Here is a 17,547-nt window from a genome sequence, read left to right on the forward strand (position 1 = left end):
ATCACCGCTTTCGCCCCGCGCGGTCGGCGGGCCACATTGGCTGCAGGGCATGCCAGTCCGCCGGATGGGCGGCGATATTCGCAGCGAAACCGTCGGCGATGCGCTGAGTGGTCTCGGCCACATCCGTCACCTGAAGGGCCGGCGACACCGAGTGCCCCCAATCAGGATCCGCGGCGGTGCCGGTGAACCAGGAATGAGCCACGTGCAGGCCTGCACCGGTATCGATGGCCAATTTCGCTGGCCCCGCCGGCAGCGTCGTTTCCTCACCGAAAAACGACACCGGGACGCCCCGCGGCGTCATATCGCGCTCCCCCATCAGGCACACAATGCCGCCATCGGCGAGCACTTCCCGCAAGCGTTCGTACGGGGGAACATCAGAGCCCGTCGCGGCGAGAACTTCGAAGCCGAGACTCTCGCGGTAGGCCACGAACGCGTCGAAAAGCGCCTCCGGGCGCAACCGTTCCGCGACGGTGGCGAAACCGCTGTAGCGGGAGACGAGCCACATTCCGGCCATGTCCCAGTTGCCCGAATGCGGGAGGGTGAGAATCAGCCCCCGGCCGCGCGAGAGAGTCTCGTCGAGGCGTTCGCGTCCGTGGACACCGGCATCAAGCCGCGCGAGCAGTTCCGGATCGCCCGCGATCGCGGGAAGGCGGAATGCTTCGTTCCAGTACCGCGCGTACGAGCGCATCGAATCGCGGACGAGCGCTCGCGTGACGTTCTCCGCCCCGACGACGCGCGTGAGGTTCCGGCGCAGCATTTCTGCCCCGCGCCCCTGATCCGAAGCGAGATCCGCACCCGCGTTGAACAACGCAGCCGCCGTCCGGGGCGGTAGGTGACGCACGACTTTCCAACCAGCGATGTACCCGGCCGCGGCGAGACGCTGGGCGACAATGCCCTCGTCGGAACCCTCGTCCGACGCCATTACCGCGCGGCCCCCGGGTCCGGGACCCCGGCAGGCGGGGCGATGCGCTGGCCCGCCTTCGGATCGCGCGATGCTTTGAGCAGACGCTGCACGACGGTGAAGACGGAGCCTAGGGCGAGGATCCACATGGCGGTCTCCAGAGCGAGGTGAACGCCGAGACCTTCAAGGAACAGCCCGCCAACAGCGAGAATGAGCCGCTCGGGCCGTTCGATCAGCCCGCCGTTGACCTTCAAACCGCCCGCTTCGGCGCGCGCCTTGATGTAGCTTATCGTTTGGGACAGCGCCAGCACCACCAGCGTCACAGCGACAGCTGCCCGGTCAGCATGCTCGACATAGACGAGCCAGTACACGATAGCGCCGAACAAGGCGCCGTCGGAAAGCCTGTCGCACGATGCGTCGAGTGTCGCACCGAACGCTGTTCCGCCGCCTTTGAGCCGCGCCATCGTGCCGTCGATCATGTCGAATGCGGCGAAGAACGCGGTGAGCACAGCCGCCCACACCAGGTGGCCGGTAGGAATGAGCGCAACGGCAGCAGCGATGGTGGCAAGCGTGCCCAAGACCGTCACGGCATTCGGGGTGAGACCAAGGCGCAAAAAGAGCTTTGCGACGGGCTCTGCCACCGTCGCCGCCGGTTTTCTCCCGTGAAGACTGAGCATCAGACTCCGTCCTCCCCCTCACCGGGTTCATCTTCGCGGACTGTCTCCTGCCAGCCCTCGGCGAGCAGCTCTCGAGTCTCCCGCAGCAGCTGTGGCAGCACCTTGGTTCCGCCGATGACCGTCATGAAGTTCGAGTCACCCGCCCAGCGCGGAACCACATGCAGGTGCAGGTGATCACCGACAGATCCACCGGACGCTTTACCCAAATTGAGCCCCACATTGATCGCTTCAGGGTGGGACACCCTCTTGAGGGTGCGCACGGCGAGTTTGGCGAATTCCATGAGCTCGTGCGTTTCCTCAGTGGTGAGGTCCTCCAACTCCGCCACCTTGCGGTACGGCACCACCATTAGGTGCCCCGCGTTGTAAGGGTAAAGGTTGAGCAGCGCGTAGACCGTCTTTCCGCGCGCGACGATCAGCGCATCTTCGTCAGATTGCTCCGGCGCTGCCAGAAACGGATCCGCGTTCTGGTCCTTCTCACCCGGAATCGAGGAAATGTAAGCAGACCGGAACGGCGCCCACAGCCGGACCAGGCGATCAGGAACGCCGACACCGGTGTCGACGTACTCGTCGGGTGCCGCCGCCTCCCCCGCACTGGGTGAGGTGTCGGTGCTGTCCAGATTGCTATCCGCGGCGGGCCTCAAAAGACACCTCGTTCGGTTGCTCGTTAAGCTGGTCGCTCACCCACGCGGTGATGAGCTCGATTGCCTCGTCAACCGGCACACCGTTGACCTGACTGCCGTCGAGGAAGCGGAAGCTTACGGCGTTCGCTTCGGCGTCGCGGGCACCGGCCAGCAGCATGAACGGCACCTTGGACTGCGTGTGGGTGCGGATCTTCTTCTGCATGCGGTCGTCCGAGTGGTCGACCTCCGCGCGGATGCCGCGAGCGCGCAGCGCATCCACGATCCCGTCTAGGTGCGTCGCGAAGTCGTCCGCGACCGGAATACCGACGACCTGGTGCGGCGCCAGCCATGCCGGGAAAGCTCCGGCGTAGTGCTCGAGCAGCACGCCGAAGAAGCGCTCGATGGAACCGAACAAAGCGCGGTGAATCATCACCGGACGCTTCTTCGTGCCGTCGGAGGCCGTGTACTCGAGGTTGAAGCGTTCCGGCAAGTTGAAGTCCAGCTGCACGGTGGACATCTGCCAGGTGCGGCCGATGGCATCGCGCGCTTGCACGGAGATCTTCGGACCGTAGAAGGCCGCACCAGCCGGATCCGGCACGAGCTCGAGACCGGACTTCTCTGCGACTGCCTGGAGGATGCTCGTGGAGCGCTCCCAGATCTCATCGTCGCCGATATACTTCTCCGGGTCCTTGGTGGACAGCTCGAGGTAGAAGTCGTCGAGGCCGTAATCCTTGAGCAGGGAGATGATGAACTCGAGGACATCGGTGAGCTCCTGCTCCAGCTGGTCCTCAGTGCAGTAAATGTGCGCGTCGTCCTGGGTGAAGCCGCGGGCTCGGGTCAAGCCGTGGACAACGCCGGATTTCTCATACCGGTACACAGTGCCGAACTCGAAGAGGCGCAGCGGAAGCTCGCGGTAGGAGCGCCCGCGGGAATCGAAGATGAGGTTGTGCATCGGGCAGTTCATCGGCTTGACGTAGTAGTCCTGCGCCTGCTTGGTCACTTCACCCGCGTCGTTCGTCTCCCCGTCGAGCTGCATCGGCGGGAACATGCCGTCGGCGTACCAGTCGAGGTGGCCCGACTGCTGGAACAGGTCGCCCTTGGTCACGTGCGGGGTGTTCACAAAGGAGTACCCGGCCTGGATGTGGCGCTTGCGGGAGTGGTTCTCCATCTCCATGCGCACAATGCCGCCGTCCGGGTGGAAAACGGGCAGACCCGAGCCGACCGTATCCGGGAAGGAGAACAGGTCCATTTCGGAGCCGAGGCGGCGGTGGTCGCGCTTCTCAGCCTCCTCGATCATGTGCTGGTATTCCTCCAGCTTCTCCTTGGACTCCCAGGCGGTGCCGTAGATGCGTTGCAGACCGGCGTTGGCCTGGTCGCCGCGCCAGTACGCCGCGGAGGAGCGGGTGAGAGCAAAGGCCGGGATGTACTTGGTGGTGGGCACGTGCGGGCCGCGGCAGAGGTCGTGCCACACCACTTCGTCGGTGCGCGGATTGACGTTGTCGTAGTGGGTCAAATCGCCGGTGCCGACCTCGGTAGCCTCGTCGGAATTCGGGTCGACGGAACTTTTGTCCTGGATGAGCTCGAGCTTGTACGGCTCGTTCTTCAGGTCCTCGGCCGCTTCCTCTGCGGATGCGTAAACGCCGCGGACGAATTTCTGGCCCTGTTTGATGATCTTCTTCATCCGCTTTTCCAGCGTCTTAAGATCCTCAGGGGTGAACGGCTCTTCGACGTCGAAGTCGTAGTAGAAGCCGTCGTTGATCGCGGGGCCGATGCCCAGCTTGGTGTCGGGGAATTCCTCCTGCACCGCCTGCGCGAGAACGTGGGCGCAGGAGTGGCGGATGACGCTGCGGCCAAGCTCGGTATTGGCCGCGACCGGCATGAACGTTTCGGTCTCCTTCGGCACGTGGGAAAGGTCCTTGAGGTTTCCTTCGGCATCCTGCACGCAGACAATGGCGTCGTCGCCCTTATTGGGCAGTTCGAGCTCACGCATCGCCGCGCCGACGGCTGTGCCGGCGGGAACCTCGAAGGGCTCGTGGTTCAGTGCAGTTGGGGCAATCCCGCTGGACATATGCTCTTCAGCGCTCCTTTTGCGCTCGTGCGAGACGGCATACCTGGCCGCGCCCGCGGTGTGTTCATGTCAGACCCACGCGCGCCTCAAAGACAGCGCGTGGGCACTGGGGGCGATCTTACCCCTGCGGGGCATGCCCGTTATTCTGGGCACTATTTAGTCGCGGTCGGTGCGATCCGCGTCATCCAGCCCATCCATGTCGCGCACGCGCTGGTTCGCGTCGTCGTTGCGCTGGCGCCGGCTCAGCGCCGCAATGACCACGCCGCCGAATAACAACGCGCCTAGCAGCAGCCACAACCAGGCGTAGCCAGCGCCCGTTTCGTTCTCAGCTTCATCGCTTGTCGACGTCGTGTCGCTCCCTTTTTCCCCCTGCTCGCCTTGCGCAGACTCGGTGCCCGGCGCGGCGGTATCTCCCGTCGTCTGCTCCGGCGAAAAGGTGAAGCTCGTTGTTCCTTTCGTCGCGTGTCCGTCGGACGAAGTGATCTGGTATCCGATCCGGTACTGCCCCGGCTGGGCATCGATGTCGGCGGGCACCGCGATGCTGATCTCCCGATCGTGGACCTTGGGCTCCCCGCTGAACAGGACCTCCTCGTCGGCGACGCGCGACAACGCCACAGTGTTGAAGTCTTCCTTGGGCTGCGCCGAGAATTCCAGCACGAGTTCCGCCGGGAATTCGGCGACCACCTCTTCAATGCCGGGGCGTGCGGAGATGACTGAATCGTGCGCGGATGCCAGCGGCGCGGCACCGAGGGTGAGTGCCGCTGCGGCTGTGGCTGCGAGCAGTGCGCGGGTCCCGGTGTTCTTGGTGCGTGCCATGTGCGTGCTCCTTTTTCGACTCTGGTTTCTTCTACTAGTACCCAAGCTAGCCGTGAAAGTTCCCGCCAACTTTCTGACCATCGTCGCTGAGTACCACGCCGAGGAACGCGTCCGCTCCGCAACCGCATAGGGTTTCAACGGCCGGGGCATGTCGTCAACGGCGCTGCTGCTCGGCTCATGGCCCTAAGATCCAGCTACATGGATCCAGCTAAACACACCTTTGTATGCAATTAGCTGGACCCAAGTAGCTGGATTTGACCCTTGCGCGGGTCCACATGCAATTCATTCGGCAATGAGTCCTGCCGCCGTCCGGGGCAGTTGCCAGCTCCGTGACAAAGTACAGGTCGAGGGGTAGGTTGACCGGCGTGCTTCCCCATGACCGTCCCCATCGACGAAAACCGGCCAACCCGAACCGGTGGCCGTTCTTTGCAGTCGTCTCGCTGGGTCTGCTCATGGTGGCCTTGGACAACTCGATCCTCTACACCGCGCTACCGGCTCTGAACGAGCACCTCGACGCGACCGCTTCGCAGTCCTTGTGGATCATCAACGCGTACCCGTTGGTGATCACGGGTTTGCTGCTGGGGTCGGGCTCGCTGGGCGACCGGATCGGTCACCGCCGCATGTTCATGGTGGGGCTAGTCATTTTCGGTCTGGCCTCTCTAGCTGCCGCGTTCTCTCCAACTGTGTGGTCCCTCGTTGCCGCCCGTGCTTTCCTGGGTGCCGGTGCAGCGACAATGCTCCCTGCAACGCTCGCTCTGGTCAATCAGATCTTTCCGGGCGAGCGGGAGCGGAACTTGGCAATGAGCATCTGGGTTTCCGCGGCGGTGCTCGGTGCCGCGCTCGGCCCCGTCGTCGGCGGCGCGCTACTTCAGTTCTTCTGGTGGGGTTCGGTCTTCCTCATCAACGTCCCCGTTGTCGTGATCGCCGTGGCGCTCACGCTCCTGATCGGGCCCCGCAACAAGCCCAACCCGGACAAGCATTGGGATCTCGTTTCCTCGGTTTTCGCGCTGTTCGCCCTCTCGGGGTTGACCATGACTATTGAGGAGGCGGCGCGGCTGGACACCCACCCGGTGGTGCTCGCCGTATCAGCAGTTGTGATGGCGACGGGTGCGATCCTTTTCCATTGGCGCCAGAAGAAGCTCGATGATCCGCTTCTCACCCTGGACATCTTTCTTAATCCCGTTTTCACCGGTGGCGTGGTCGCAGCCGCAGGCGCCATGTTCGTCGAGATCGGTGTGGAGATGACCACCACTCAACGCCTTCAGCTTGTCGACGGCTTCTCTCCTTTCCACGCCGGCCTCGCCGTCGGTGTCGTGGGGTTCGCCGCGCTGCCGTTCTCCGTTGCCGGGGGCGCGGTGCTTCACCGCATCGGGTTCCGCACCATTATTTCCGGCGGGTTCGCCGCCTGTGTCGCCGGAGCACTGTTTGCGTGGTGGGGTTCTGCGATCGACAGTTTCCCGGTGTTTCTCGGCGGTGTGATCATCCTTGGAGCCGGAGCGAACTTCGCCATGTCGGTGTCCTCAACCGCCATCATCGGTGCCGCCCCACCGAAGCGTTCCGGCATGGCTGCTGGCATCGAAGAAGTCTCCTACGAGTTCGGCACACTGATCACGGTCGCCGTGTCCGGCTCCATGTTCACGTCTCTCCTGCTCACCTTTCTTCCGCCTGACCTCGCGGCCACCGGCATGGACGCCATCTACGATCCTTCCACTCACGACGCCGCCGCCCCCGCCTACGCGAACGCCCACGAGCTGTTGATCGCCTTCCACGCCCTTTCAGCCGCAATCCTCTGCGCAGTCACCGCCTGGTGCTTCCGCGGGAACCCGAAAAGCCCGAGCCCCAACGCTTCATCTTGAAAACAACAAAACCCCGCCTAAGCGGGGTTTTGTTCGTGTGGTCCCAGCTGGGATCGAACCAGCGACCTTTCCGGTGTGAACGGAACGCTCTTCCACTGAGCCATGGGACCGTTGCCTTTTTGGCGCGAGGGATACATTAACACCGAGACGGCTCAAGACCATAATCGCGCCCCTGGCACCGGAAATCGGCCGGCTTTCACCCGGTGGTTCTACTACCTTCCAGCGGCGGTTGTTGCTGGGGTGGGCGCGGCGGACTACCGGTGCGGAAACCGTCGATAAGCGGATGCCGCAGGCACCCGCGAACTGGCCAAAAACGAGTCACAACGACGGGATTTGGTCGAATGCGGGGCGACACATTAGAGTTTCTAGTCGCACAAGTTCACAGCGAACGAATGCATGCGGATGTAGCGCAGTTGGTAGCGCATCACCTTGCCAAGGTGAGGGTCGCGAGTTCGAGTCTCGTCATCCGCTCCAAGTCCCCTCGCGGGGGCTTAACCCTTAAGCGCGATTAGCTCAGCGGTAGAGCACTACCTCGACACGGTAGGGGTCACTGGTTCGATCCCAGTATCGCGCACGGAGAGTCTCATACGGATTCTTCTGTGCGGACAATTTGCCCGCACTGCGGATGTAGCGCAGTTGGTAGCGCATCACCTTGCCAAGGTGAGGGTCGCGAGTTCGAGTCTCGTCATCCGCTCCATGTGCCAGTTAGCCCCGCGCTGGTTGGCACAGTGAAAGAGGCGGAAATCGCCCGCGGTGGAATGGCCGAGTGGTGAGGCAAAGGTCTGCAAAACCTTGTACACGGGTTCGATTCCCGTTTCCACCTCCATATTCATAGGAATATATTGCGCGATTAGCTCAGCGGTAGAGCACTACCTCGACACGGTAGGGGTCACTGGTTCGATCCCAGTATCGCGCACAAGGACGCAAGTCCTTTGCGGATGTAGCGCAGTTGGTAGCGCATCACCTTGCCAAGGTGAGGGTCGCGAGTTCGAGTCTCGTCATCCGCTCCAAAAGCCCCGCCGGCCGGAATTCTTGTCCAGTCTGCGGGGCTATTCTTTGTGCCATGGCAGCTTCACCACCGTCATCGAAGACCCACACCGAAATCATCGGACCGAGCACCACTACAGAGGAAGTCCGCGCCGTGGCCATTACCACGGCGTTCGGGTCTTTCACCGCTAACGGCACGTCTGGCAGCCTCGGCAACGACGCGGATAAGGACGTCATGCTTGCGCTGCGCGAGTGGGCCGACGTCGTGCTGGTCGGCTCCGGGACGGTCAAAGCAGAGGACTACGGGCCGGCGGACATCCCCATCGCGGTCGTGTCCCGCTCCCTGAACTTCGACACCTCGTCGAAGCTCTTCTCCGGCCCTCCCCCGCTGATCCTCACGCCTAACGAGTCGCTTGTCCGCGCCGACCTCACCGAGCAACGCGAGACCCTTAGCCGAGCCGGCGCTGAACTCGTCGGCACGGGCGCCGGAAGTGCTCGAGAGATCGTGGATGCGCTCCGCACTCGGGGACTCGGCCGCATCGTGTGCGAGGGAGGCCCGTCGCTGTATGCCGCGATGTTTGAAACATCGCTTATCGACGTCCTCCACCTCACCTGCTCCCCCCACGTGAACGGCGAGCCCGCCGGTTTTGAGGGCGACATCGACGTGGAGCTCACGCTGGAGAACGTGTACTCTTCCGGTTCGCACATCTTCGCCCGTTACCGGCGGGTGGGCACGGGAAGCTGATGCCCGTTTAGTAGTTTTGGGGGCTGTGACTACCCGCATGAATGCTTACCGCTCCGCCTGGTCCTTCCCCACACCGGAGGGGCCCCAGCGCTGGCGGGCTATCGCGAACGCGTTCCTATGGCCCTTGGCCCTCTTGTTGGTCTTCCACCGCATTTTCGTGGTGGCACTGCCGGGAACCGTGACTGACGACTTCACCACCGTGTGGTCCGCCGCACGGCGGTTCGTCCTGCGGGAGCCGGTCTACAACGAGGTCTACCACCACGTCGACCCGCACTACCTGTACAACCCCGGGGCCACGCTGCTGCTGTCTCCGCTGGGGTTGGTGGACAACATGGGCGCTATCCGGGCCCTGTTCATTCTCGTCAACGCCGCCTGCATCATCGGGGGGCTCGCCTGGCTCACGCGGTTGGCGGGGCGGGAAATTTCCTCCCCTGTCTTTCCTGGCGCAGTCGCGCTGGCTTTCGCGACAGAAGCTGTGACGAACACCCTCGGCTTCTCCAACATCAACGGGATCCTCTTCCTCGGTCTCGTGGCATTCCTCGCCGGGCTGCTGACTAAAGGACGCAGTTCCTCGTGGGCAGCGGGCGTGGTCCTCGGTCTATGCATCCTGGTCAAGCCGATGTTCGCCCCGCTGCTCCTGCTACCGCTGCTGCGCCTAGATTGGCGTGCACTCGCCGGCGGAATCGCGGTGCCGGTCCTGTTCAACGTGGTGGCGTGGCCGCTGACACCTGGAGCACGCGACTATATCGACATTGTCGCGCCGTACCTCAAGCAGACCCGGGACTACGCCAACTCCTCGCTGGCGGGTGCGGCCGTTTACTTCGGTATGCCAGGATGGCTTCACGCCGTCCTGCTCGTGGTGTTCGCGGTGGCGGTGCTCGCCGCTGTGGTCGCGCTCGCCAGGTTCCGCTACACCGCACCGTGGGTGTGGGCCGCCACCACAGCCGCCGTCTTACTGGCCGGTGTGTGCCTGCTCTCCTCACTGGGGCAGGCGTACTACTCGATGATGCTCTTCCCCGCCGTGTTCACATTGAGCAGCAGACTCAGCGTCTTCCGCTCTCCAGCCGCGTGGGTGGGAATAATTCTCTGCCTGTCACCGCTGAGCTGGGTAGCGGACAGCCACTACCTCACTGGCCGCTGGCTGGACACGTTCCTGCCCACCGCCGGCTGGGCGATCTTCATCGTCGCCGCTGCCGCATGGGCTATGGCTGCAGCCCTGAGTGCACCGACGGCAGCACCTGCCGCTGAAACAGCGCACTCCCACTCCCCGAACCGAACTGAAAGGACGCAACGCCATGACGGAAAACACGAACTACAGTGACTGGACCGAACAGCAATGGCGCGAGCGCCTGAGCCCCGAGGAGTACCACGTACTCCGCGAGGCCGGCACCGAGCCACCCGGAGTGGGTGAGTACACCGACACCACCACCGAGGGTGTCTACCGCTGCCGCGCCTGCGGCGAGGAACTGTTCCGCTCCACCGAGAAATTCCAGTCCCACTGCGGCTGGCCCTCCTTCTTCTCCCCGCTCGCCGGCGACAAGATCATCGAGCGGGAAGACCACTCCCTGGGGATGGTGCGCACCGAGGTGCTGTGCGCCAACTGCGGCTCCCACCTCGGCCACGTATTCGCCGGCGAGGGGTACGACACCCCGACCGACCTGCGCTACTGCATCAACTCCATCTCCATGACGCTGGAGGAAAAACCCGTCGAGCAATAACGGGCGAACACAGCAAATGCCTGCACACGCGGTGAGCGTGGGCAGGCATTCGTCGATAAGCGCGTGCTGCTTAAGGCAAAACCTTGATGAGCTCTGCGACGTCAGCGACGCGGCGGCCGGAGAAGAACGGCAGCTCTTCGCGCACGTGCAGGCGCGCCTCGGTGTAGCGCATCTTGTGCATCAGGTCGGAGATCCGCTCGAGCGACGGCGCCTCGAAAGCCAGCATCCACTCGTAATCGCCGAGGGAGAACGCCGACATCGTGTTGGCGCGGACATCCTTGTACTCGGCGGCAGCTTGACCGTGCTCAATGAGCAGCCGGCGGCGCTTATCCGCGTCCATGATGTACCAGTCGTAGGAGCGCGTGAACGGGTAGACCGTGATCCAGTCCTGCGGCTCCTCACCCATGATGAATGCCGGCAGGTGGCCACGGTTGAACTCGGCCGGGCGGTGCAGGCCCACGCCGATCCAGAAGACCTCGAGGCACTGGCCGAGAACCGTCGTGCGGCGGAAATCGTTGTAGGCCTTCTGAATGTCGGCGAACTCTTCCGCGTGCCACCAGATCATCACGTCCGCTTCCGCACGGATGCCCGAGATGTCGTAGATGCCGCGCACAACGACCTTGCCCTCGTCCTCGAGGCGGGCAAAGAAATCCTTCACCTCGGCAATGATCTCCTCGCGCTCGTGGCCCAGCGCCCCTGGGATCGCGCGGAACGTCGCCCACTGGGCGTAACGCTGAGTGTTGTTGAGCTTTTCAATGTCCGGCTGAGTCATCGCGGAGCATCCTTTCTTCCCGCACACGGGAGGTCCACCAAAAGTTCTACAAGCCGATCCTACCGTGCGGCCCGCGGCGGGCAACGGCGCGCCTCCACGGAATGGCGGCGAGCTCTGGATAGCTTGGAACGCGTGACACATTCGGACCACCCGCAGCTCTCCGCCGCTCCCTCTCCCGCGACGACAACCGAGAAGGACGGGGAGAACGCGACCATCCCCTCCGAGTTCAACGACGCTGTGGAATCGATGCACCGGGCGCAACTGCGGCCGGAGATCAGCTTGGGCACCATTCGCCCGCCGCAGCGGCCCGCACCCTACAGCCACGCCGTGGGGCTCGAAGTGCAAGAGCTTGACGACGACGCCCCCGTCCCCACCGACTCCCAAGGCGACGCCTTCGGGCGCCTGATCCTCTTGTACTCCCCGTCCACCGAAGAGGCGTGGGAAGGCTCGATGCGCCTGGTCGCCTACATTCAGGCCGACATGGACGACGCCGTTGCTTCCGACCCCCTGCTGCCGGATGTGGCGTGGCAGTGGCTCGGCGAATCCCTGGCGGAAGCCGGGGCCGACTACACCAACCTCGGCGGCACAGTTACCTCAACATCGTCGGTCCGCTTCGGCGAGATCGGCGGCCCGCCGCGCGCCTATCAGATTGAGATGCGCGCGTCCTGGACTGCGACCGGAACCGATCTGTCCCACCACGTCGAGGCCTTCTCCAAAGTCCTCGCTCACGTCGCCGGCCTACCTCCCGAGGGAGTAGCCGGCATCGACAGCCGCCGCTAAACCATGCCCCATCCCCACCGGCATTCCCCAGGTGCCGAGTACGCGCTGGCGACGACGCCGGAGGAATACCAGCGAGCCGCAGGTGCCCTTGCGCGTGGCCGCGGCCCCTTCGCCATCGACACCGAGCGCGCCTCGGCCTACCGCTACGACGACCGCGCTTTCCTAGTTCAGATCTTCCGCCGCGACGCCGGAACGTTCCTCCTCGCCCCCGAGGGTCACAGGGATGAGCTCCGGCAGGCCCTCGCACCGGTCATCAACGGCGGCGACTGGATCGTGCACGCCTCACCAGAGGACCTGCCCAGTCTGGCTGAGCTCGGTCTTTTTCCCGGCACGCTTTTCGACACGGCTCTTGCCGGCCGCATCGCCGGATACGACAAACCAAATCTCGGGGCAATGGTTGAGGAATTCTGCGGTGTGCAGCTAGAGAAAGGGCACGGCCGCGAGGACTGGTCCGAAGTCCCGTTGCCGCAGGAGTGGCTCGAGTACGCCGCCGAGGACGTCCTCTACCTCAACGAGCTGGCTGAAGCGCAAGCGGAATTGCTCGCTTCCACCGGGAAGTTGGACATTGCCGACGAGGAATTCGCGTTCATAATCGCCGAGTACTCCGAATGGGAGCCGACCCGTAAGACGTGGCGTGACCTCAAGGGGATTTCGCACCTGCGATCCCGCGAATCCCTCGCTGTGGCCCGAGCTGTCTGGGAAGCCCGTGACCGCACAGCCCGCGAGAACGACATATCCCCCTCCCAACTGCTGCCTAATAAAGTGCTCCTCGCAATAGCAAAGGAGCTTCCCCGCACTCCGCGGGAGCTCGGCGCACTCCCCGGGTTTCCGCGGCGTCGCCGCGGCGCAGTGCAATCGTGGTTTTCCGTCCTAGAGGCAGTCTACGAGTCTGACCCTGCTGGATGGCCCGCAAAACTCCAGCGCAGCGGCGACACCGAGCCACCCGGAAAATCCGCCTGGCAGAGACACCATCCCGACTCATGGGAGTCCATGCAGGCCATGCGATCGGCTGTGGCGTACACGGCCGGGCAGCTAGACATGCAGCCTGAAGTCCTGATCACCCCCGCCATCCTCCGGCAGGCGGTGTGGACGGTCACCAACGAGCCTGGCCCGTGGAACACCCACCGTGTAGCTGCGATGCTGCGTGCGCTTGGGGCACGCGAATGGCAGATCGCGGAAGTAGCGCCCCTTTTCGGTCTGTTAGACGCTTGAGCGCACTAGAGATTCGCGATCCACGCCTCGACCGACTGGCGGGCTGATTCCGCATCCAGCCCCACGCTGGCGATGAGCTGCGAGCGAGAGGCGTGCTTCGGGAACACATCCGGGAAGGCCAAGTGGCGCAGCGGAGTGTCCACCTCAGCAGCGCTCAAGACTTCCGCGATCGCCGATCCGATACCGCCGCGCACTACGCCGTCCTCGTAGACCACGACCATGTCAGCGCTGTCCGCGAGCTCGACTAGCTCCGGATTCACAGGAACGATCCAGCGCGGATCCACGACGGTGACACGGTGGCCCTCTCCATTCAACTGCTCGGCGATGTGAACCGCGTTCTCCGCGAACTCGCCCACCGCCACGATGAGCACGTGCGGTGCCCCAGTCTCAGCGGCGCCATCATCCCCAGAGTTTTCCAGCTCAGCCTTCGGCTCCACCAGAATGTCGCAACCTCCGGGAGTGCGGCGTACCGCCTCGATGGACGGACCGACATCGCCCTTGGGGAAACGAACCACAGTGGGGCCGTCCTCGACCGCGATTGCCTCGCGGAACTCTTCACGCAGACGGTCGGCATCCCGAGGCGCCGCGATCCGGATGCCCGGGGCAATAGACGTGATCGCCATATCCCACACACCGTTGTGGCTCGCGCCATCGCTGCCGGTAACTCCGGCGCGATCGAGCACGAGTGTGACCGGCTGCTTGATCAGGGCCACGTCCATGAGGAGCTGATCAAAGGCGCGGTTGAGAAAGGTGGAGTAGATCGCCACCACGGGGTGCAGTCCGCCCAAGGCCATTCCCGAGGCGGACGTCACCGCATGCTGCTCTGCAATGCCGACATCGAAGAACCGCGACGGGAATTTTTCGACGAACGGTGTCAGCCCGGTGGGGCCAGCCATCGCTGCGGTCAGTGCGACGATGTCTTCGCGGTCGTGCGCTGCGCGCAGCAACTCCTCGGAAAAAACGGAGGTCCATCCAGGACCGGCCTTGCCAAGCGCTTCGCCGGTCACCGGGTCAATCACACCGGTGGAGTGCATCTGGTCCGCCTCGTTGTTCACCGCCGGCGCGAAGCCATGCCCCTTTTCCGTAGCCACGTGAATGATGAGCGGACCGTCGTGCTGCTTCGCATAGGCGAACGCTGTCATCAACGCGCCGATGTCGTGGCCCTCAATCGGGCCGACATACTTCAGCCCCAAGTCTTGGAACATTTGCGTGGGCACCACTTGGTGTTTGATGCCCTCCTTGACGGCTTGCAGCGCACCAAAAGCGCGTTCGCCGACCCAGCCCATGGATTTCAGGGTCTTCTTCCCCTGCTCCATGACTTCGTCATAGCCCGGCTGAATCCGGATCTGCGCGATCTGGGATTTCAGATCGTCGAGGTTGCGAGCGAAACCGCCAATTGTCGGCGAATAAGAGCGGCCGTTGTCGTTGACCACAATGACGACGTTGCGGTCACCTTCCGCAATGTTGTTCAAGGCTTCCCAGCACATGCCGCCGGTCAGAGCGCCATCGCCGACGACGGCCACCACGTTCTTGTCGCCGTTGCCGTGAAGAACTTTGGCTTTAGACAGGCCGTCGGCGTACGACAATGCGGCGGAGGCGTGGGACGATTCCGTCCAGTCGTGCTCGGATTCACTTCGGCTGGTGTAACCCGACAGACCGTCTCGCTGGCGGAGGGTGTCGAATTGGCCGGCGCGACCGGTCAGAATCTTGTGCACGTACGACTGGTGCGACGTGTCAAAGATGATCGGTTCCTCGGGAGAATCGAACACCGCGTGCAGCGCAATGGTCAATTCGACGACCCCCAAGTTCGGGCCCAGGTGCCCCCCGGTCGCGGACACCTTCTGGACCAGGAATTCGCGAATGTCGCGTGCGAGACGGTCGAGCTCATCCGCCGACATGCTTTTCAGGTCAGCGGGAAGGTTGAGGTGGTCAAGCCTACTCAATGGTCGTCTTGGCTCCTTCGCGGCGAATTCTCCCCGCCACCGGAAACATACCTGCGAGCATCCCTGTACTGGCTACCGGCGGCGGACTCATGCGTTCTGAACGAGTTTACACCCCAGGGAGCCAAAACCATTATTCATCGGTCGCGGAAACCGCAGGAACGAGGCTCGTGAGAACCTCGAAGTGGTGGGTGTTCGGGAAGGCGTCGATAAGCGCCATTCGTTCGACGACGTACCCTGCCTCACCCCATGCTGCGAGGTCGCGCGCGAACGTCGCTGGATCGCACCCGATATGGATGGCACGCTGCGGAGCGCGCGCGGCAACCGCCTGGACAACCTCCGTCCCCGCTCCCGTGCGCGGAGGATCTAGAACGACGAGACCCGGGTCCGGCAACCCATCGATGCTCGCCTCCACCTTCTGGTTGCGTACCTCCACATCGAGATTGTCCAACGCCGGCTGCGGGTCACGCGTCGCGGCCGCGGAATAATCCACGCTGACCACATGTGCGCCGGAGCCGAGGACATCACTGATGTGCGGAACGAAAAGACCGACTCCACCGTACAAATCCCACCCGACAGGGCGCGCGTACGTGTCCTGCGCCCACTCCGCGATGTAGCGGCAGTACGTGGCAGGTGCGGTGGTGTGCGCCTGCCAAAACGCCGTCGGCGGGAAACGGAACACCGCCTCCTCCACCTCACTTCCGGCAAGCGCCGGGACGGCCTCAGTGACCGCCGCATCGCCCTCAATCCGGGTCTCGATGTGCTCGATGCGCTTCCCGCGCTGTGCACGCTGCGTCTCCACGACGTGGCGCTTGCCGCGCGAATCCACAACGACAACGAGCTCTGCCCCCGGCGTGAACAACCGGGCATCCGGTCCGACAATGCCGTCAAGAGCTTCCTGGTTCACCTGGGCGCACCGCACCCCGGCGATCACGTCGTGGCTGCGAGACTGACGCATCCCCGCGCGACCGTCCTCCCCGACACCGAGACGAGTTCGTGTGCGCCAGCCAGTCAGCGGTGACAAGGTGTTCTGCTCCAGGTCGATAGCGATGTCGAAACCGTCGAGCACCCCGCTTGGGCGGGCGAACTTGTCAAGCTGGCCGACGAGGATTTCCCGCTTGAGGCGTTCTTGCGCCGCCGGCGTGATGTGCGAGTAATCGCAGCACCCAGCGCCCGCCGCGGCTGCGGGGCACACCGGATCCACGCGGTCCGGTGATGCCTGCTCGATGGACGCGGCCTCGCCCCGCGCCCAGTTCTTCTTCACCTTGGTAAGCGTGACCCGCGCGGTGTCGCCGGGGATAGCACCGGAGACAAAGACCACTCGGCCATCAGGAGCGTGCGCGATTGCTTCGCTTCCGTGCGCCATTGTGGTGGGAGTAAGCGTTAGCTCGTCGCCCGGTTCCAGAGCGGCTGCGTGACCCGCCGTGCCGTTATCAACAACTCGGCGCGTCCGGGTGTCGGTGTTGGAGATTCCTTCGTCCATTTCTCGTTGTTTCAACTACTCGTTTCTCTATCGGTTCTCATTCTCCGGGTTCTGGCTCTGCTGCTGTTGCTGCTGCGCCATCGCCTGCTGGAGTTGTGCCGCGAGCTGCGCAGGCAGTTCAACCGGAAGGGAGTTACCCGCCAGGACAGGGGCCGTGCCGCGGTAAATGAAAGAGCGTGCGATGATCTCGCGCGCCAGATCAGCCAGCTGGTCTTCCTTGCCGTGTGGTGCCGCCAGGGTGACGCGGTAGAGCCACCGCGGACCTTCAACTCCGATAATGCGGATCACACCGTTATCGCCCCGGCCTACGACCTCTCGGCCCCACGGCCCTTCTTCATAGGTGGCGGGCATGCCGTCTCCGCGCATGCCCTCGGCGATCTCGTCGCTGGATTCTTCCCACATGCCGCCCGAGTTCGGCGCAGCGAACGCCACTGGGGTGATGCGCCCGAATTCGGTGACGACGTGCAGCATTCGCGGCCCCTGCTCGCCCATCTCTACCTGCACCTGCGACCCCTTCGGCAGCGGCAGCTGGATCGAGCCCAAGTTCAAGATGCCCTCGGCGAAGTCGGAGAAGTCGAATTCCTGAATGCTCACCTTGTCCCCGTCGAAGGGGCCGGACTCGCCGCCTATGGCGTCATGCTCCTTCGTCACCGGGCCGGTGTAGGCATTCTCGGCTTCCGTCACCGCGTCCGTTGCCGGCGCATCTGCGGTAGAGGCTGCTGCCGCGTCTGCCGGAGTATCTGCAACCGCCGGCTCAACAACCGGATCAGCGGCCGGTTCACTCTCACGATCGGTCTTCTCCTCGTCGGAGCGAGTCGCGGTGTCGTCCGACAGCTTCTCAACTGAGTCACCCGCGGATTCACCCGCTGCAGGGGCATCCTTCTTCTTGTTCTTCTTGCCAAACGGCCAAAGTGCCATGAGGTTCAATCTCCTTCGCTGGAACGAAGCTGCTAAATATCTTCTGCTTTACTA

General features: G+C 63.7%; 15 protein-coding genes and 7 tRNA genes. 12 read left to right on the top strand and 10 right to left on the bottom strand.

Going from position 1 to position 17,547, the window contains the following annotated elements:
- Position 1: 1 nt before the first annotated feature.
- The 5 genes from QYQ98_RS01790 to QYQ98_RS01810 all read right to left on the bottom strand — a co-directional run bounded on the left by QYQ98_RS01790 (position 2) and on the right by QYQ98_RS01810 (position 5,082).
- Entirely contained in the window at positions 2 to 922 is a 921-nt protein-coding gene (locus QYQ98_RS01790; RefSeq protein ID WP_302007074.1) for a phosphatidylinositol mannoside acyltransferase, read from the bottom strand.
- On the bottom strand, positions 922 to 1,578 hold the full coding sequence (gene pgsA / locus QYQ98_RS01795) for a phosphatidylinositol phosphate synthase (protein ID WP_302007075.1): 657 nt from the start codon (positions 1,576 to 1,578) through the stop codon (positions 922 to 924). Before pgsA ends, QYQ98_RS01790 begins: the two co-directional genes overlap by 1 nt.
- The gene (locus QYQ98_RS01800) at positions 1,578 to 2,195 is read right to left on the bottom strand and encodes an HIT domain-containing protein (RefSeq protein ID WP_302007793.1); all 618 of its coding nucleotides are present in this window, start codon (positions 2,193 to 2,195) and stop codon (positions 1,578 to 1,580) included. Before QYQ98_RS01800 ends, pgsA begins: the two co-directional genes overlap by 1 nt.
- 4 nt (positions 2,196 to 2,199) lie before the next feature.
- Entirely contained in the window at positions 2,200 to 4,266 is a 2,067-nt protein-coding gene (thrS, locus tag QYQ98_RS01805) for a threonine--tRNA ligase (protein WP_302007076.1), read from the bottom strand.
- 156 nt (positions 4,267 to 4,422) lie between these two features.
- Complete coding sequence (locus QYQ98_RS01810; RefSeq protein ID WP_302007077.1) at positions 4,423 to 5,082, bottom strand: copper resistance CopC family protein; 660 nt, start codon at positions 5,080 to 5,082, stop codon at positions 4,423 to 4,425.
- A gap of 365 nt (positions 5,083 to 5,447) precedes the next feature.
- Between QYQ98_RS01810 and QYQ98_RS01815 the strand changes: the two genes are divergently transcribed.
- On the top strand, positions 5,448 to 6,938 hold the full coding sequence (locus QYQ98_RS01815; protein WP_302007078.1) for an MFS transporter: 1,491 nt from the start codon (positions 5,448 to 5,450) through the stop codon (positions 6,936 to 6,938).
- A gap of 38 nt (positions 6,939 to 6,976) precedes the next feature.
- On the opposite strand, the gene QYQ98_RS01820 is transcribed toward QYQ98_RS01815, so the two are convergent.
- Positions 6,977 to 7,048 (bottom strand) — tRNA-Val (locus QYQ98_RS01820).
- 288 nt (positions 7,049 to 7,336) lie between these two features.
- Between QYQ98_RS01820 and QYQ98_RS01825 the strand changes: the two genes are divergently transcribed.
- The 9 genes from QYQ98_RS01825 to msrB all read left to right on the top strand — a co-directional run bounded on the left by QYQ98_RS01825 (position 7,337) and on the right by msrB (position 10,388).
- Positions 7,337 to 7,412: transfer RNA gene (locus QYQ98_RS01825), tRNA-Gly, on the top strand.
- Positions 7,413 to 7,440: 28 nt separating this feature from the next.
- Positions 7,441 to 7,512, top strand: a tRNA-Val gene (locus QYQ98_RS01830).
- Positions 7,513 to 7,559: 47 nt separating this feature from the next.
- Positions 7,560 to 7,635: transfer RNA gene (locus QYQ98_RS01835), tRNA-Gly, on the top strand.
- A 55-nt stretch (positions 7,636 to 7,690) separates the two neighbouring features.
- A tRNA-Cys gene (locus tag QYQ98_RS01840) sits at positions 7,691 to 7,764 on the top strand.
- 18 nt (positions 7,765 to 7,782) lie between these two features.
- A tRNA-Val gene (locus QYQ98_RS01845) sits at positions 7,783 to 7,854 on the top strand.
- Between the two features lie 18 nt (positions 7,855 to 7,872).
- Positions 7,873 to 7,948 (top strand) — tRNA-Gly (locus QYQ98_RS01850).
- Positions 7,949 to 8,001: 53 nt separating this feature from the next.
- Positions 8,002 to 8,670: a dihydrofolate reductase family protein gene (locus QYQ98_RS01855; RefSeq protein WP_302007079.1), complete on the top strand. Its 669-nt coding sequence runs from the start codon at positions 8,002 to 8,004 to the stop codon at positions 8,668 to 8,670.
- Between the two features lie 25 nt (positions 8,671 to 8,695).
- Complete coding sequence (locus QYQ98_RS01860; protein ID WP_302007080.1) at positions 8,696 to 9,991, top strand: glycosyltransferase family 87 protein; 1,296 nt, start codon at positions 8,696 to 8,698, stop codon at positions 9,989 to 9,991.
- Positions 9,966 to 10,388: a peptide-methionine (R)-S-oxide reductase MsrB gene (msrB, locus tag QYQ98_RS01865; protein WP_302007081.1), complete on the top strand. Its 423-nt coding sequence runs from the start codon at positions 9,966 to 9,968 to the stop codon at positions 10,386 to 10,388. Before QYQ98_RS01860 ends, msrB begins: the two co-directional genes overlap by 26 nt.
- Positions 10,389 to 10,458: 70 nt before the next feature.
- Here msrB and hemQ read toward each other — a convergent pair whose 3' ends face one another.
- A complete protein-coding gene (hemQ, locus tag QYQ98_RS01870; protein ID WP_302007082.1) occupies positions 10,459 to 11,160 on the bottom strand; it encodes a hydrogen peroxide-dependent heme synthase in 702 nt (233 codons plus the stop codon).
- 213 nt (positions 11,161 to 11,373) lie between these two features.
- Between hemQ and QYQ98_RS01875 the strand changes: the two genes are divergently transcribed.
- Together QYQ98_RS01875 and QYQ98_RS01880 are read left to right on the top strand one after the other, a co-directional pair.
- Positions 11,374 to 11,940 (top strand): DUF3000 domain-containing protein, encoded by a 567-nt coding sequence (locus QYQ98_RS01875; protein ID WP_302007794.1) that lies wholly within the window; start codon positions 11,374 to 11,376, stop codon positions 11,938 to 11,940.
- A gap of 3 nt (positions 11,941 to 11,943) precedes the next feature.
- Complete coding sequence (locus tag QYQ98_RS01880) at positions 11,944 to 13,152, top strand: HRDC domain-containing protein (RefSeq protein ID WP_302007083.1); 1,209 nt, start codon at positions 11,944 to 11,946, stop codon at positions 13,150 to 13,152.
- A 5-nt stretch (positions 13,153 to 13,157) separates the two neighbouring features.
- Here QYQ98_RS01880 and dxs read toward each other — a convergent pair whose 3' ends face one another.
- The 3 genes from dxs to QYQ98_RS01895 all read right to left on the bottom strand — a co-directional run bounded on the left by dxs (position 13,158) and on the right by QYQ98_RS01895 (position 17,493).
- On the bottom strand, positions 13,158 to 15,095 hold the full coding sequence (gene dxs, locus QYQ98_RS01885) for a 1-deoxy-D-xylulose-5-phosphate synthase (RefSeq protein WP_302007084.1): 1,938 nt from the start codon (positions 15,093 to 15,095) through the stop codon (positions 13,158 to 13,160).
- 130 nt (positions 15,096 to 15,225) lie between these two features.
- Positions 15,226 to 16,575 (bottom strand): class I SAM-dependent RNA methyltransferase, encoded by a 1,350-nt coding sequence (locus QYQ98_RS01890; protein WP_302007085.1) that lies wholly within the window; start codon positions 16,573 to 16,575, stop codon positions 15,226 to 15,228.
- Positions 16,576 to 16,602: 27 nt separating this feature from the next.
- Complete coding sequence (locus tag QYQ98_RS01895) at positions 16,603 to 17,493, bottom strand: DUF3710 domain-containing protein (RefSeq protein WP_302007086.1); 891 nt, start codon at positions 17,491 to 17,493, stop codon at positions 16,603 to 16,605.
- Positions 17,494 to 17,547: the final 54 nt, after the last annotated feature.

This window comes from Corynebacterium sp. P3-F1 (genome assembly GCF_030503635.1).
GTDB lineage: Bacteria > Actinomycetota > Actinomycetes > Mycobacteriales > Mycobacteriaceae > Corynebacterium.